The sequence below is a fragment of the Acinetobacter sp. V102_4 genome (assembly GCF_031799005.1).
Taxonomy (GTDB): Bacteria; Pseudomonadota; Gammaproteobacteria; order Pseudomonadales; family Moraxellaceae; genus Acinetobacter; species Acinetobacter calcoaceticus.
Genome location: NZ_JAVQNR010000052.1, coordinates 72178 through 86854, shown reverse-complemented (window position 1 = coordinate 86854; position 14677 = coordinate 72178). Strand labels below are relative to the sequence as shown.

Annotated in this window: 18 protein-coding genes; 10 read left to right on the top strand and 8 right to left on the bottom strand. The window is 38.5% G+C overall.

Annotation, left to right across the window (positions count from 1 at the left end; translation table 11 throughout):
* Window positions 1-205 precede the first annotated feature (205 nt).
* Window positions 206-1222, bottom strand: a complete 1017-nt coding sequence (gene dusA / locus RMB13_RS19030; protein ID WP_409070795.1) for a tRNA dihydrouridine(20/20a) synthase DusA — start codon at window positions 1220-1222, stop codon at window positions 206-208.
* 134 nt (window positions 1223-1356) lie between these two features.
* Here dusA and RMB13_RS19025 point away from each other — a divergent pair, with 134 nt between their 5' ends.
* Complete coding sequence (locus RMB13_RS19025; RefSeq protein WP_311086072.1) at window positions 1357-2505, top strand: tyrosine-type recombinase/integrase; 1149 nt, start codon at window positions 1357-1359, stop codon at window positions 2503-2505.
* Here RMB13_RS19025 and RMB13_RS19020 read toward each other — a convergent pair.
* The 6 genes from RMB13_RS19020 to RMB13_RS18995 all read right to left on the bottom strand — a co-directional run bounded on the left by RMB13_RS19020 (window position 2489) and on the right by RMB13_RS18995 (window position 7157).
* Window positions 2489-2761 carry a pyocin activator PrtN family protein gene (locus RMB13_RS19020; RefSeq protein WP_000538009.1) on the bottom strand — a complete coding sequence of 91 codons (273 nt, stop codon included), beginning with the start codon at window positions 2759-2761 and terminating at the stop codon, window positions 2489-2491. The two genes, RMB13_RS19025 and RMB13_RS19020, sit on opposite strands and share 17 nt — an antisense overlap.
* A gap of 15 nt (window positions 2762-2776) precedes the next feature.
* Window positions 2777-3763: a hypothetical protein gene (locus tag RMB13_RS19015; protein ID WP_311086071.1), complete on the bottom strand. Its 987-nt coding sequence runs from the start codon at window positions 3761-3763 to the stop codon at window positions 2777-2779.
* A 13-nt stretch (window positions 3764-3776) separates the two neighbouring features.
* Window positions 3777-4910 (bottom strand): inovirus-type Gp2 protein, encoded by a 1134-nt coding sequence (locus RMB13_RS19010; RefSeq protein ID WP_311086070.1) that lies wholly within the window; start codon window positions 4908-4910, stop codon window positions 3777-3779.
* A gap of 368 nt (window positions 4911-5278) precedes the next feature.
* Complete coding sequence (locus RMB13_RS19005; protein WP_311086069.1) at window positions 5279-6520, bottom strand: hypothetical protein; 1242 nt, start codon at window positions 6518-6520, stop codon at window positions 5279-5281.
* Window positions 6521-6686: 166 nt separating this feature from the next.
* On the bottom strand, window positions 6687-6836 hold the full coding sequence (locus RMB13_RS19000; RefSeq protein ID WP_171492487.1) for a hypothetical protein: 150 nt from the start codon (window positions 6834-6836) through the stop codon (window positions 6687-6689).
* A gap of 102 nt (window positions 6837-6938) precedes the next feature.
* Window positions 6939-7157: a hypothetical protein gene (locus RMB13_RS18995; RefSeq protein WP_311086068.1), complete on the bottom strand. Its 219-nt coding sequence runs from the start codon at window positions 7155-7157 to the stop codon at window positions 6939-6941.
* A 547-nt stretch (window positions 7158-7704) separates the two neighbouring features.
* Here RMB13_RS18995 and RMB13_RS18990 point away from each other — a divergent pair.
* From RMB13_RS18990 to RMB13_RS18950, 9 genes are all read left to right on the top strand, one after another.
* A complete protein-coding gene (locus RMB13_RS18990) occupies window positions 7705-7965 on the top strand; it encodes a hypothetical protein (protein WP_311086180.1) in 261 nt (86 codons plus the stop codon).
* Between the two features lie 104 nt (window positions 7966-8069).
* Window positions 8070-8216 carry a hypothetical protein gene (locus RMB13_RS18985; protein WP_311086067.1) on the top strand — a complete coding sequence of 49 codons (147 nt, stop codon included), beginning with the start codon at window positions 8070-8072 and terminating at the stop codon, window positions 8214-8216.
* Between the two features lie 12 nt (window positions 8217-8228).
* Window positions 8229-9290 carry a molecular chaperone DnaJ gene (locus RMB13_RS18980; protein ID WP_311086066.1) on the top strand — a complete coding sequence of 354 codons (1062 nt, stop codon included), beginning with the start codon at window positions 8229-8231 and terminating at the stop codon, window positions 9288-9290.
* Between the two features lie 3 nt (window positions 9291-9293).
* On the top strand, window positions 9294-9542 hold the full coding sequence (locus RMB13_RS18975; protein WP_311086065.1) for a hypothetical protein: 249 nt from the start codon (window positions 9294-9296) through the stop codon (window positions 9540-9542).
* A gap of 92 nt (window positions 9543-9634) precedes the next feature.
* On the top strand, window positions 9635-10345 hold the full coding sequence (locus RMB13_RS18970) for a hypothetical protein (protein WP_311086179.1): 711 nt from the start codon (window positions 9635-9637) through the stop codon (window positions 10343-10345).
* Window positions 10346-10372: 27 nt separating this feature from the next.
* Window positions 10373-10786: a hypothetical protein gene (locus RMB13_RS18965; protein ID WP_311086064.1), complete on the top strand. Its 414-nt coding sequence runs from the start codon at window positions 10373-10375 to the stop codon at window positions 10784-10786.
* 81 nt (window positions 10787-10867) lie between these two features.
* Window positions 10868-11161, top strand: coding sequence for a hypothetical protein (locus RMB13_RS18960; RefSeq protein WP_128385813.1), 294 nt, complete (start codon window positions 10868-10870; stop codon window positions 11159-11161).
* A 67-nt stretch (window positions 11162-11228) separates the two neighbouring features.
* Window positions 11229-12278, top strand: a complete 1050-nt coding sequence (locus RMB13_RS18955) for a DUF932 domain-containing protein (protein WP_311086063.1) — start codon at window positions 11229-11231, stop codon at window positions 12276-12278.
* 601 nt (window positions 12279-12879) lie between these two features.
* The gene (locus RMB13_RS18950) at window positions 12880-13530 is read left to right on the top strand and encodes a hypothetical protein (RefSeq protein ID WP_311086062.1); all 651 of its coding nucleotides are present in this window, start codon (window positions 12880-12882) and stop codon (window positions 13528-13530) included.
* A 541-nt stretch (window positions 13531-14071) separates the two neighbouring features.
* Here RMB13_RS18950 and RMB13_RS18945 read toward each other — a convergent pair.
* Window positions 14072-14662, bottom strand: a complete 591-nt coding sequence (locus tag RMB13_RS18945) for a TetR/AcrR family transcriptional regulator (RefSeq protein WP_311086060.1) — start codon at window positions 14660-14662, stop codon at window positions 14072-14074.
* Window positions 14663-14677: the final 15 nt, after the last annotated feature.

Genomic DNA, 14677 nt, shown 5'->3' with positions numbered 1-14677 from the left:
AATATTGCTACTAAGAGATCAAAAGATATTCATTAAAATGAAACACAAAAACAATTTAACTTAAGTTATTGATATTTTTATTTAAAAATAATTAATCAGAGCTTAAATTTGAATATTTTAATTCAGTCATTGCGAATATACTCAAAATCTAAGTCCCTGATTTAAAATGCCACATTTTCTTACAATTTAAGAAGCCATCACATGCTTAAGCCTGATGGTCTTTTAAATATTCCTCAGTACGAATTAAAGCTGCTTGCATGTTGCAAATAGCCTGTTCTACATCAGCTAAAGTTTTTGCATTTCCGCCACTTAGCGCCTGACGCCATTTACGCGCACCTGGTAAATTCTGGAATAAACCCAAAATATGACGTGTAATGATGGAGAGTGGAGCACCTTCAGCCATACGCTGTTCAATATAAGGTAGCATTTGTTCCATAATCTCGAATCGATCTGGAGCTTCCAAATTCCAAAGCTGACCCATTTCCGCGAGTAAGTACGGATTATGGTAGGCTTCACGGCCAATCATGACGCCATCAACATGCTGTAAATGTGCTTGAGTTTCAGCAAACGTTTTAATCCCGCCGTTAATTTCAATGGTGAGATGTGAGCGCTCTTGTTTTAAACGATAGACATCTTCATAGCGTAAAGGTGGAACTTCACGGTTTTCTTTTGGTGACAGGCCTTTCAAAATAGCAATACGGGCATGAACTACAAAATGAGTGCAACCTGTTGCTGCAACTGTATCTACAAAATGAAGCATCTCTTCATAAGAGTGCATGTCATCAATCCCGATACGATGTTTCACCGTTACCGGAATGTTTACTGCTTTTTGCATAGTGTGAATGCATTCAGCAACCAAATCTGGTTCTGCCATTAAGCAAGCACCGATTTTATTGTTCTGTACACGATCACTTGGGCAGCCTACATTGAGGTTAACTTCATCGTAATCCCAGTCTTCAGCCATTTTTGTGCAAGTCGCAAGCTCTTGCGGGTTTGAACCGCCTAACTGTAATACGATAGGATGCTCTTGTGCACTGTAGTCTAAATGGCGCTTTGCATCACCAAATAGAATCGCACCTGTGGTCACCATTTCGGTGTATAGCACAACATTTGGGTTAAACAAGCGCGCAAAGAATCGATAATCCTTCGTTGTCCAATCCATCATTGGAGCTACACTGATTCTTGGAGATTTAATAGTTTCAATGGTTTTATTAATAGTCATTAAAAATCATACCTTTAATCAGTGTTTTGCAACCTGTTTGAATCTGTGGGAACTCATGTTTAGCTGCGTTAATCGGTTTGCATTTACACCAAATTTTACACCATAATGAAAAAAATGGTTAATGGTGTAAATTTATGGGGTCAATTACTGCCAGAAAAGGTGCAGATGGAAACGTTAGTTACCGAGCTGCTATCCGGATCAATAAAAAAGGCTATCCAGCTTATTCTGAAAGCAAAACATTTTATTCAAAAAAAGTGGCAGAAAACTGGCTTAAAAAAAGAGAAGTCGAGATTCAAGAAAATCCAGATATTTTACTTGGCAAAGAACAACTGATTGACCTAACTTTGTCAGATGCCATAGATAAATACTTGGATGAAGTTGGGAGCGAATACGGAAGGACGAAACGCTATGCTCTACTCTTAATTAAGAAGTTGCCAATCGCGCGCAATATTATCACAAAAATACATTCAACACATTTGGCTGAGCATGTTGCTCTAAGACGGAAAGGTGTGCCGAATCTTGGCTTGGAACCTATTGCAACAAGTACACAGCAGCATGAGCTATTACATATTAGAGGCGTGCTATCTCATGCATCTGTTATGTGGGGTGCAGAGATTGATTTAAGTAACTTTGACAAAGCTACAGCACAGCTTAGAAAAACTCGCCAAATCTCTTCTAGTAAAGTTAGAGATAGGCTTCCCACAAATGAAGATTTAGTTACTTTAACGAAATTTTTTGCTGAACGTTGGAAATTAAATAAATATGGCACTAAGTATCCAATGCATTTAATTATTTGGTTTGCAATTTTTTCATGCAGACGTGAAGCAGAGTTAACACGCTTATGGCTGCAAGATTATGATTCTTACCATTCTGCATGGAAAGTTTATGATTTGAAAAACCCAAATGGTTCAAAAGGCAATCATAAGTCTTTTGAAGTGTTGGAACCATGTAAAAGAATAATTGAACTTTTGTTAGATAATGAAGTTCGAAGCCGTATGCTTCAATTAGGGTATGATAAGCAGCTTTTATTGCCGTTGAATCCGAAAACCATAGGAAAAGAGTTTCGTGATGCTTGTAGAATGTTGGGAATTGAGGATTTGCACTTTCATGATTTAAGACATGAAGGTTGTACGAGACTTGCAGAACAAAGTTTTACAATACCTGAAATTCAGAAAGTAAGTTTGCATGATTCTTGGGGTAGCTTACAGCGTTATGTTTCTGTGAAGTCAAGGCGAAATGTAATTCAATTGGAAGAGGTGCTACGCCTCATTGATGAAACGTAGCAAAGTCTTTAGCAGCTTCAGAATACTTTTTGTCTAAAATACCAGCCAAGTCTTGAACGTGTACCAGAAATGGTGCACGTTTGCTTGGATCTATTTTAAAGACCGAGAAAGGAAATTCTTGATTATTTGCCTTTCTCAGCGCTTCCGCCTTACTTAAATGAGGGTAATATTCTTGTACTACCGTCATAAGTTCAACAGTCATAGTGCGATATTTCATGAACAGGTAATCAGCGGTTTTTAACTGAAATACTCCCATTGTGAAATCTCTCGGTTACTGCTTAATTTCAAATTTAGAAAATAAAACTTTAAAAGTAGGCTGTACTCCACCCACTCTGATGAGCTTATCTGTACCAACCACATAAGCTTTCAATCGTTTTATTTGCTCCTTGAAATCAGAGGATTTCTTAAGGAATCGGTTACTTGATAAAAATCCATTCAGGTGATTGGGTGCTAATACAACACGATTCAGGCTATTCGGTTCTATCAGGCGTTTGACCTCATCTATGAATTCTAGATTGGTAAAACTAGATGGGTCATCAATGTACTGACATTCTGTAAAGATTAAAAAACGGCGAACGAGTTGGTGGTGAAGGGATACTTCATTTTTAACCAATACACCAAGCACAGCATTTTCCTCACTTTGGCAGATGAGTCGGGTGATTTCTGTATCCATCGATTCCGCAAAATCAGATTGGCTGGTAAAAGCAGCACTTGAGTACATGTCTTGATTGAGAGGGTAGTAACATACAATTTCATGTAGATCATATCCTGATGCTGCTTTGCTGATACCTTTGAGAAAACCGTCAACCTGTGCTGTAGGTTCAGACAATTGCTTATTCCAGTCTTGAAGCCGTTGATCATATTGGCGTGTTAACAGGTAATGTTTAATCTGTTCAAGATTATTCAGGCAAAAATCCTGATCAGGTTCCTGATTGGTCTGGAGGTAGATCAGCCCCGACTGTTGTGAGCCGTGATAGAAACTTTCTAAAAACGGATGAGTTTTGGCATGAGCTATCCGTCCGTTTAAGAAAGGGCAGTCTTTGAGGGTTGGCATTAAAGAGGTAAGTTTATGACCAGATTTATTTAAATAAATCCGTTCCTGACCATCTTCATCAATCTGTGTTGTATAGATCGAACTTGTTTTCAATGCGTGCTGACAAGCTTGTTCAATCGTATAGAGACATGTTGTAGAGCTAAAGGGTACTTGAGACATGGCTGCAATCGCATGACTTTGTGTGATTTTAGAATTCGTTTGCATAGAATAGTACCTCTTAACAGCCTTTATATTTTCTTGGACGTCCAGCTTTGGCTTTACCTGCGATGATTACTGGTGCTAAACTTTTCTGTAATCGTTTAAATTTAGCTGCTCCTAAACGCTTGAAGATAAAGAACTGTTCAGCTTTACAGAGATACTGAAGACAAATCATGAGATTATCTCGTTTTTCTTTGTCGTGATAATTGATGAGACCAATACCTAGCTTTCGGTATTTGTTCTTTGATAGATTGCAGTTATATGTGCAGCCTTTACCATTGGTTAGCTTGACCCAATATTTAGTGCAGTAAGTTGCATAGTAACTGTCGTTAGAATACTTCTTGCCATTTAGAAATAAAATCAGATGCGCATGATACCCCTTGCGAATTCCATGCTCGAATTTAACAATGTACGCAATAATTTTCTTAAGTGTCTTATTGCCGCGACGATTGTTTAGAAATTGATGAACTTGTTCTTTCAATAACTCAAGCTGATGGGGGGCATGTAGCTCACCTTCATCAAGGTCCGCTAGTTCAGGGTTCAGCATATCTTCATGCTTTGGCTTATAAGCGAAATCTATACGTAGAACTGTGAGTGCGCTGTACTTCATAAAGAGTTTATTCACCATATGCTTACATGAAGCTAAATTCTCTTGGCTCTGCTTCATTCTCTGTTGAATAGCCTGCTTTACTTCAGGAGTGCTTAACTGTTTGCGTATCGATTCAACAAACTCATTAAGTACATCGACTCGTGACTTTAAATAATCAAAACTGGCTGATTTAAGGTTCTCAAATAGACCATAGGTACTTGGGGAACTATCCATGTCATCTTGTGCCTGCATGAAGGATTTGACCTCCGCACATAGTTCGAACTGTTTAAGATCATTCGGATCTATCGTTAGTTCATCAAAGATAGGAACACTGCTTCTGAACCAAGGGGTATATCTTACAATACCTGTTCCTTTAGCTGTTTTTTTGACTGTTGCTGCTGGCAACGTGGTCTTACTACATTCGTGGACAAAGTCTGAGATTTGTAACGTGCGTTCTATCCGGTAGTCACCGAATAGAAGTCGTGCAGAGGTAAGATCAGATGCAGGAATCTCTGTCTGATCACAGAGTACATTCGCTATAAGTTCTTGATGGCTAATTCTCATTGCACTTCTCCCTTAAGCGTAGGGATAAGTGTTTTATCTAGTGTTTTGTGTTGAGCACAAACACTAGAATGAGTAGAGTAAAGAACATGAGTATGTTTGATAGCGGATAAGATTAGATATCTGAGGAGTAATATAAATAATAGTATTATCCCAAATATTCTTAAGGCAAAATCAATGAAAAATGCACTTTCCCAACGAGATTTTTGAGATAAAAAAACAACTAAAAACATATGCATAGTTACCATCCTTCTATGTTCCAGTTCTGGAACGATTTATAAGAGGGGACCTAGGCTGAAATTATCTTAGGTCCGTGGATGGCACTTTAAAAAATTACTACTTTCTACCGTAGATATAACCGAGTGGTTTTTTTATTGACTAAGCTCATGATTTTCATTGCCTTTTAGAAATAGTGCTTTGGCTTTATCCTTACCAAAGTGTTCTTCTAGCCACTTTTTGATATTTTGGGGATAGTTTTCAGGTTTAATATCTAAATTGTGCTGATGGTGTTGCTTACGTTCTTCAATGAATTTTTCAAGATGAGTGAGATAGTGATCACTGATTGTTGAATACGCTTGTTCAAGTGATGAATACTGATGTCGATGTAAAGTAATATCACTTGTAATAAGGTGAATTAGGAAGTCGGCATACTCCTGATAGTAGGCCTTTTTTTGTGTGTTACCAATTTCACTGAACTCTTTGGCATGAAGGTTTTTTAATAGTTTTTTATTATTAAGCAGACTGTGGTCATGGCAAATGCTTGGTCGAATATTATCTGGACCTTTTACTTGATATTTTACTAATAGCCCTCTGTCTATCATGTCGTTAATCAGACGTTCTAAGAAGCCATATACTTCTTTGTAGGCAGGTTTAAGCTCGTAAAAACCGACTTCTTTTTCCCAATGTTTGACATCGTTATATAAGTGTTGGTGTCTGCTTTTTACTTCAGTCAAGATATAGAGCTTATAGTACAAGTGGTAGGCCTTGAGTGTCTGCTGTAGACCGTATGTGCACAAAAATAGATTATAAAGCGTCTGGTGCTCATCATCTCTATAGCCAATATTGTTTACGAAGTCTGAATAGCCGGGCTGGTTTTCCATGAGCTGCACTAATTGCGTATTCAGTTCGCTCAAAGATAGGTTGAGATTGGAAGGCTCACCTAGAAAGTATTCAATAATCAGATAAAAGGTTATTGCGACAGCAGTGAAAATTTGTACATATTCATCCTTACTGTGCAAGTTACCTTGTCTCATAAAGAGAATATCTTTGAATGTAAGCTCTGTAACCGACTTGTATAGGTATTCAGGGATGATTTCGGTGTCTTGAATGATAATTGTGTAAGGCGTCGGGTCATTATCAAACTTAAGCTGATAAGTGATTTTGACAGAAGGCAATTCCTGATTATTTTTTTTGGCTTCTTCAATCTCTGTACATATTTCTTTTACTTTTTTACTGATGCCTTTTATAAGCTGATTCTGCTCATTGGTGGAGATCGGCATTTCTCTGATGAGTTGGCTAAAGTTAGCTTTTTTATTTTGTTGCTTGTTCAAGATGCTCTTTAACAGGCGCATATTTTTTTGACGATTTTCTGGTGTATTTGATGGAGGTTGCATTGTTATAAGGCCGAAGTTACAGTGAATTTTCCAGATGAAACATATACAAACTTAAGTTTAACCTACTGAAAAAATGGAAAATACTCTGATATTTATTTGTTTTAAAAAAATATAAAAAAAAGCCATCGGAACCTATTTGATTAGGCTCCAATGACCAGCAAATATATTAAGAGTTGTCATATTCATCATGCCATATTACTCTGGCATCACTTTCAGAGCAGCCTTTTTCAATCATGATTTTCTGAATTTGCTCTTCTTTCTGTTCTTCTGTATCAGAAAATTCTTCTTGTTCATAAGGGTTCATTGGAATTGACATGTCTTTTCCTAAAAAGATTAATGATTTTAGTAACATGGCACATTCTAAAAGTAGGGTCAATTAAGATACGACTAAGGTTTGAATATATAGTTTTTTCTAATTTTAATAAGGCTCTTTTATCAATTGCAATGCAAGATTGTAGGCTACGGTACTAGAAATTGACTCTGCTACAAAAAACTCTTGGGGTGGGGTAAAGTCTAAAGCCTGTTTTCGATAACGCGTCTGCTTTCCTGTCTGTTTGTCTTTAAAAATAAACTCATCATGTGCATGGGAATATTCTTGTCCATACAGTGGACCACCGAGACACTTTAGCCGTAACACTGAACCATCCTTAAATTTACCTAATGGTTAGTTTAAAGAATTAATCTAATGAAAAACAATAACAATCACCTGACGACTTAGTCGATAGATCATTGACACCTTAAATATTGCGCATTATCCTTTGCCTGCTGGCCACATTGCCAGTATGGTTTTGACAGACCATTGTGTAAGACCGCATCAGATTATTCCTTCTGAGGAGTAATTTTATGTGTACCTCTCGTTCCCTCCCGTTGCGGTAGGACGGGAGAGGGACACCTATGGTGTGCTGGAGTCTTACCCAGTCTGTCAACCCTTTCTCGTTCTGCCACCATAATTCTAAATTAATGCTTTGGCAGAACTCCAAATATAAGGAGTTGGCTATGCATATTTTTTTTATAACACCTGATTAGTTTTAATAGGGTTTGATGAACATCTGGTTCCTCAAGCTTTAGTTTTTTTTTCGTCTAAAAATTTAACTTTAAAAAATGTCATGTGAGATACACCGTGGCAGGGCCTCAATTTGCCTAAAAAAAGCCTAAGCTCCATGACCAAGTCACTGGATATAACGATGATAAATAAAATTTTGATGGGTGTACTAGGTATCGGTGTTCTGATCCTAAATGGTTGTTCTTCCCAGTTTGAAAAGGGCGTGAAGCAGGGCTGTTACAACATGGGTGGCAGCCGCAGCTATTGTTCCTGTGTCTATGACAAGGTTGAAGAACATTATGGTCGTAAAGTCATGCGGCAAATTGAACGTATGAGCTACCTTCCTGCCGATCTGGACCGTGTGATGTATCAGTCCGGTGAGCAATGCGTGGATAAGCTCTAACACCAAATATTTAAAGCCTTAAGCAAATCATTGAAGCACTCATTTCCTGTTGCCTGTTCGGGCAACGGGAAGGGGTTATGCAACTCAATTTAGGAGTTTTGATTATGAAACATCCGTTTTTTACCTTCTATTTCACGATTGTGATTAGTTACTGGCTGTATTGCATTTGGGAATATCCGGGACAGTCTGGTGCTTATTTACTTGGCGGTGCTTTAGTCTGGCCTGCTGCACTTATACGTTGGTTCTTCTAGGGGGAAAGTATCATGTCAACACGTATACATGACCTGCTCCAGAAGAGTCAGTGGGTGCCCTTATTAAGAAGTAATGACAACATTTATTTTGCCCCAGTCATTCCTAATAAGAAGCTGCAAGGTGCCATGACCTATCTTCCTCACGGCGTGAATCCTAATGAGGTCTTGATACTGATTGATGACACGGTATTTGGTAGTGCCAAGGTTGGGATGTGTCTAACGGCAAAGGGCTTATTTTATAAAGCCAACTTTGAGGATGAGCAGGTTTATCTGTTTGAACACATCCAGCGAGTAGAAGCTGATATTGGGATGATCACGAGTTCTATTTTGATCAATGGTCAGGATGAGCTGAACTTTACCCAATTGGATAAAGGCGTAGTTCGTACTTTGGTGGCATTCCTAAATGAATGTTGTCAGGGCAGACAAGGGACGATTATAAACATTGATGCAGGTATGCAGATAATGATTGATCTGTTTGCCTATTTTATTACGTTTAGTGCAGGTCAATGGAATACCCGATCGAGAGATGCTGTATCCGATCATTTTACTAAATTGAATGATGAAGCAGTGCATCAGTATGTCGAAAAGCTACTGAATGAACAGATGGGCTTTGATTATGAAGACCTGTTGCATCGTCTGGCAGAACTGAAGGATAGACTTGCTTATAACTTCCGTAGGGAGATGATTGAGCAACTGGTCTATGCCATGGCACTCGGTCAAGTTGAGCAGGATCAGGCTGATCTTTTCATGACCCATTTATGTCGTGTAGCTAATGTCTCTAGAGCTGTCTTTCCTGACCTCGTCAAAATTATCTATCAATGTCTGGCAGGTGAAATAAATCAGGAAAAAGTTTCTGATTTGACTACGGAGCAACTACAGGCATGCCAACTTCTTGAGATTCAACCCGAAGTATTGAGTGAACAAACCCTGCAAGCTGCTTACCGAAAAAAGATGGCAGATTTCCACCCTGATAAATACCAGACTTTACCAGAATCAGTACAACATCTTATTGAGCAACAAGCCCAGCAATTCAATCAGGCCAGAGCTGTATTAAAAGCCTATCTTGGAGTGTAGCCGATGAAGATAAATACACAACGTTTGAAACGGCGCTGGAGATGGTATGCAGCTTATGTAGTGATTTTTATCCTGTCTTTTGCTTTGTTTTATGCCTATGACCATGCACGGGATCAATCAACAGAGCAGATGCTTGAAGATATCCGCCGTCCTGCAATGAGTCATGATGATACAGCAGTGACAAGCATTAATGCCGGAGATGAAGTCCCTGCTTTTGATCAAACTGCCCTCAATAAGGAAAAACATAAATAAAGAAATTTTAAGTACATATTACCCAAATGAGAGATCTGACGAATTGCTCTCATTCATAAAGCCATTTCATGAAACCGAAAGGGGGAAGCATGATGACAACACAACCTAAGAATACTCAGACTTTTATTATTGGCGTTTTATCTGCACTTGTTGTGGTGCTTGCAGGATGGGTCGGCTATGACAAGTTACTTAAACCTAAATCAGAAGTGAAAGTTCCCGCACAAGTTGTTGAGAAAGCGGCAGTATCTGAACCTGTAAATGAAGTGACTGAATCTGAATTTGTGGCAGAACCAGAAACCAAAAGTGAGTCGATTAAAGTCAAACGTGTTTCTAGTCAGCTCAATGGAAATATTCTGCAAGGTAGTGGAACTGGAGAAGTTTATCCTGAACTAGGTTTTCCTGACTTTACAGCCCCAGGTTATAAGAAACTCAATAATGCTCAACTTCTTGCACAAATTGATGCCGAGTATCATGAAGGCTTAGATATGACAGATGATCCTACTGCCTATGGGTTACAGAGAGTTGATCAAGCACCTACAACTGTCAAGAAAATGTCTGCTTTTATCCAAGCCAATCTGCCTACCTTTGCCAATGAAGTTTTTGCTCGACCAAATGTATCGGATGTTGTGGTCGCTATGGAAGGATGGATGGATCTCGGCAGCGATGGATACTTATATCGTGCAGTTGTTACCTCTGCACGATATCAGTGTAGTTGGTATCAGGTTGTAATTGATAAGAAAACAGGTAAGGAAATCTATGAAGAATTTATCCCTTGCTATCAACCAAATCAAAAAGAAATTTAATGACTTATTCAATAAAGAGAAATTGAAATGAAAAAACTATTTCTAGGTATTGGAATTGCAACCATAAGCATTTCAACTTATGCATTGGATTTACAGTCACATGAAGTACCCGCCTATTTAATTCAACAACAAGGCTATTCAGGGCAAGTGAACTGTACGTATCGTGGCGTTTTAAAAAGTGGAGTCCAAAGAACATTTAAAGTATCTATGTTCAATGAGTGTGAACAGGTTTTGGCACTGAGTAATGCTACTGTCCATAATGCAATGAGTGAGGCAAGGATTCCATATACTAGCCATCGAACTTTTGTCCGATTTATTGGGGTAAAACCTCGAAAGTTTGGAGGTATTTATATCCCTGGGCGAAGTGATCCTTGTCACCCGAGTTTACGTTCTATTCCACAAGCTGTTGCTGACTGTAAAAATAAACAGCGTGCTCATTAAATAAGAAAATCTAATCAAGATATAAAGAGCCTGCGACTTCGCAGGCTCTTTTTTTATGCCTTTTATTTAAGGAAGAAGACCATGCACCAGTGTCCTTACTGTCATTCATTACACATCACATTACTCCGTCAGACTGAGCCAACTTCGGGGGTATTCGCAAAGCTTTCATCTTTCTCGCCCATGTCTCTGGCAGCCGCCTGTATGCAGTTATCAAAACGCAGCCCCGTTCATCCTTTGGTGGGTGGTTTTGTGGGCTTGGTGATTGGGGGCATGTTTCTGCTCTACGTTCAGCATCAAGACAATATGGTGACCTTGTTTTACCAGTGTGAGCAATGTCTGGAGCATTTTGAAATCCAGCAATCAGGCTTCGCTTAATTCTTATCGTTTACAACTTTTAAATTATTTAAATCACTTCATTTATATTACTTAAAGGAAATCAATCATGGCACATTTCGTTGAAACAATGGCATTCGTTGGTCAAACTCCTTGGCATGGCTTAGGTAATCAACTCCCTCAGAATCAGCCGATAGAAGTGTGGGCACAACAAGCAGGTATGGACTGGCGAATAGAATCATCTAACGTCAGTTATATGGCAAAGAATGAACGAGGACAAAATATTCTGATGCCTTATGAAGAACAGCGAGTGCTTTATCGTTCAGATACTTATGCACCGCTCTCGGTAGTGAGTCAACGCTATCAGGAAGTCCAGCCCAAAGAAATTCTAGAGTTTTACCGAGACCTGACAGAGCAATCAGGTTTTGAACTGGAAACGGCAGGCGTACTCAAAGGTGGACGTAAGTTCTGGGCATTGGCAAGAACGGGACAATCGGCAGCGTTAAAAAGTAAAGATGTCAGTAATGGCTACATTTTATTGGCAACAGCATGTGATGGCACATTGGCAACTACGGCGCAATTTACGTCAATTCGAGTGGTGTGTAATAACACCTTAGCGATTGCCTTACGTGGGCAGAATAGCAGTTCAGGTGTGGTGAAAGTTCCACACAGTACCAAGTTCGATGCTGAAAAGATCAAGCAACAATTGGGGATCTCGGTTCGTGCATGGGATGAACACATGTATGAAATGAAGCAACTCAGCCAGCGTAAAGTCACCCAACAGGAAGCAGCAGCTTACTTTGATGCTGTGTTTAACAACACGAACCTGAGTATTGCCGAACAGGACGAAAGTATCATTCAGTTCTACCGCAATGTAGCTACGCCTAAACAAATGCCTTCAGCCAAAGCTGACAATAAAACCGAACCAAATGGGCGTGCTATGTCTAAGGTCATGACCATGTTTAATGGACATGGACGTGGTGCGGAGTTAGCCTCAGCCAAAGATACAGCTTATGGTTTATTGTGCAGTATCACGGAGTTTGTTGATCATGAGCGACGTGCGATTTCAACGGACTACCGGATGGATTCAGCATGGTTTGGGGCTGGGGCCAATCTTAAACAACGAGGACTGGAGCAGGCATTAAGAATGATGTCTTAATAACATTTTTAATGGTTCAGTTTAATTTAAGCTTGCCTGTTTAGCCTAAGTCAATTCTTTACGCTGCGTTTTAAAATTACTTTAAGTCGATCTTTAGCCACATTTCTCCCAATGTGGCTTTTTTTTTATGCCTTTAAAATACAGGAGTACCGCTATGGGTCACGCCATAACGAGCCAACAGCAACCTTTTATAAGTCCGCCTGTTCGAGCAAAAACTTATGCACGTCATAACAGGCGTAATAACAAAGCTAAATGATTAGTAGAAACCAAACAGATGAGCCGTGAACAATGGTTGTAAATACGAAAACAGGGGATTGGCGCAGAGTGTGAGGGCAGTAAATTGATGTGTATTTGGTCAGATTTTCTTCTTTTAATGAGCGTTGAAATCGAGAAAATTCACTGAAATAAGAACGAAATTTGTAAACGAAAAAAAAGGTGTTGACCGAAAAATCAACACCGCTTTTGATTATTTCATTCTATTGCAAAAAAATATATTTTTCAGTTGCGTTTTTGAATTATTTTTGTAATTCAGCTTGGTTGTAATTTTCTATTTTAAAAATTATTTTCATAACAGCATCAGTGGTTTGAAAGGAATATTAAAATGCCAAATTATGCTTTAGAAGTTGAAAGTAGAGAGATTAGAGATGTGCAATGGTTTATGCTGAACAAGGGCAAGCGAGGAGTGTGTCCTCTTTGTGAATCTCTAATGGAATTACGTGCAGAAAAGACTACAGATAGAAATGCACATTTGTGGCATGGGAAAAATACTTCTTGTCCGAGTATTCCTGAAAATCGGATTAAATATGAAAATCTGACAGCTAGAAGCATTGATAAAGAACAAGGAATACGCTTGCGTCAGGAAGTGTTGGAAAATTTATATGCTGTATATATGTCTTGTAATGCCATTGTTGATGGACTGAAAAAAACCGAATTTGAACAACTGCTACGTTTGGCAACAGAGAAAGGTGTCTGGGATTATAAGGGATTACGCTTAAATTATGTTCCGTATGTGCTTGTGACTTTTTATGACATGTTTTATGCGAAAGATTCTAAAATAAGAAATGAGCGGTATTTTGTTGTTTTGGAGCCAAATATCAAATACTTGGATGATCTTTGGAATGACTCCAGAGCTAAGCAGTATATCTGGAAAGTTTCACCAACTTTGGGCGTCTTAGAAAAAGTTGCTATCAAGGATGAGCTGGACCCAGAGCCAGAATGGTTTAAAAGGTTTGCTCGCCAAGTTACGTTGTAATCATGTATAAGCATTTAGAGCATATATTTCTAAAATATCTATTCTTAGATAGCCCAGAGAGCTGGACGCTCTCTGGGCTTATCACGTATCTATTTTTTGTTGATTGACAAAGGGCATTGAGCGGATGGAAATATTGTATCCGGAACTTTCTGAAACATCGCGTTCTGTACATGACAGTCTTAAAATTATTTGCTATACATTTTAGAAGTATTCAAATTCTCATGAAGAGAAGTATTAAAGTTTAATTATTACAATAGTGGTTTTTATGCATAATTTTTTTAATAGCTTTGCTCTTATTTTTGCTTTAGTTCTTAGTGTAAGTATTGGATTAAAACTCTTTGGCGTTGATGTCATGTGGAAGGACATTATGGCAATTATGATAATTTTTTCTGGCGGTTTTGTTGGATTATTCGTTCATGGCAGGTTTGTAGTGAGAAAATCCAAGCATTAATTTCACATGTGATTCTATTACTTGATAGCTATTGAACCTATTGATTTGTGGATAACTAAAGACTTATCAGCAAGGCCTAAAGTAAGTGGCTCATTTCTTGTTTTTTTCGAGCTCAATTAACGTCTGTATAAAGTCCCATGTTTTTTCGGGTTTAATCGGGGCTTTTTCACAAACCGAACTATTGATGATGCCATCCAGAATAGAGAGAAATAGATGAGCTAGAGCTATAGGATCATCCAATTCTAATTCCTTCAAAATTGAAGTTGTGGTATTGAATAACCAATTGCGGTACTCATCCAGTACCACCAGAATAGATGGATATAGGTCGCCTACATCCATGCGTGCTTTATGAAATGGGCAGCCTCTGGCATCATTTTGATTTACCCAGTCGATATACCAAAGGTAGATTTGTTCCAGTTTTTCTAAAGGAGCTGACTTTTCTGAGATATGTTCTTCCACAGCCATTTGAATATCGAGTTTTAATTCCTTTAAGCAGGCAAATACCAGTTCTTCTTTAGATGGGAAATTCTTATAAAAGGTCGCTTTGGCAATGTCAGATTCCGCAATAATACGGTCAATCCCCACAGCGATATAGCTTTCTTGAATAAAGAGTTGTGTTGCTGTAGTTAGAATAATTTCTTTCTTTGATTGTTTTTTTTTGAATTTTATTTCTGCATTCATAATGGGTTAGTGCAA

What these genes read in the sequence shown, in the direction of transcription:
- dusA (WP_409070795.1), bottom strand. Translation starts at nt 1,222, where the DNA reads ATGACTATTAATAAAACCATTGAAACTATTAAATCTCCAAGAATCAGT.
- RMB13_RS19025 (WP_311086072.1), top strand. Translation starts at nt 1,357, where the DNA reads ATGGGGTCAATTACTGCCAGAAAAGGTGCAGATGGAAACGTTAGTTAC.
- RMB13_RS19020 (WP_000538009.1), bottom strand. Translation starts at nt 2,761, where the DNA reads ATGGGAGTATTTCAGTTAAAAACCGCTGATTACCTGTTCATGAAATAT.
- RMB13_RS19015 (WP_311086071.1), bottom strand. Translation starts at nt 3,763, where the DNA reads ATGCAAACGAATTCTAAAATCACACAAAGTCATGCGATTGCAGCCATG.
- RMB13_RS19010 (WP_311086070.1), bottom strand. Translation starts at nt 4,910, where the DNA reads ATGAGAATTAGCCATCAAGAACTTATAGCGAATGTACTCTGTGATCAG.
- RMB13_RS19005 (WP_311086069.1), bottom strand. Translation starts at nt 6,520, where the DNA reads ATGCAACCTCCATCAAATACACCAGAAAATCGTCAAAAAAATATGCGC.
- RMB13_RS19000 (WP_171492487.1), bottom strand. Translation starts at nt 6,836, where the DNA reads ATGTCAATTCCAATGAACCCTTATGAACAAGAAGAATTTTCTGATACA.
- RMB13_RS18990 (WP_311086180.1), top strand. Translation starts at nt 7,705, where the DNA reads ATGATAAATAAAATTTTGATGGGTGTACTAGGTATCGGTGTTCTGATC.
- RMB13_RS18985 (WP_311086067.1), top strand. Translation starts at nt 8,070, where the DNA reads ATGAAACATCCGTTTTTTACCTTCTATTTCACGATTGTGATTAGTTAC.
- RMB13_RS18980 (WP_311086066.1), top strand. Translation starts at nt 8,229, where the DNA reads ATGTCAACACGTATACATGACCTGCTCCAGAAGAGTCAGTGGGTGCCC.
- RMB13_RS18975 (WP_311086065.1), top strand. Translation starts at nt 9,294, where the DNA reads ATGAAGATAAATACACAACGTTTGAAACGGCGCTGGAGATGGTATGCA.
- RMB13_RS18970 (WP_311086179.1), top strand. Translation starts at nt 9,635, where the DNA reads ATGACAACACAACCTAAGAATACTCAGACTTTTATTATTGGCGTTTTA.
- RMB13_RS18965 (WP_311086064.1), top strand. Translation starts at nt 10,373, where the DNA reads ATGAAAAAACTATTTCTAGGTATTGGAATTGCAACCATAAGCATTTCA.
- RMB13_RS18960 (WP_128385813.1), top strand. Translation starts at nt 10,868, where the DNA reads ATGCACCAGTGTCCTTACTGTCATTCATTACACATCACATTACTCCGT.
- RMB13_RS18955 (WP_311086063.1), top strand. Translation starts at nt 11,229, where the DNA reads ATGGCACATTTCGTTGAAACAATGGCATTCGTTGGTCAAACTCCTTGG.
- RMB13_RS18950 (WP_311086062.1), top strand. Translation starts at nt 12,880, where the DNA reads ATGCCAAATTATGCTTTAGAAGTTGAAAGTAGAGAGATTAGAGATGTG.
- RMB13_RS18945 (WP_311086060.1), bottom strand. Translation starts at nt 14,662, where the DNA reads ATGAATGCAGAAATAAAATTCAAAAAAAAACAATCAAAGAAAGAAATT.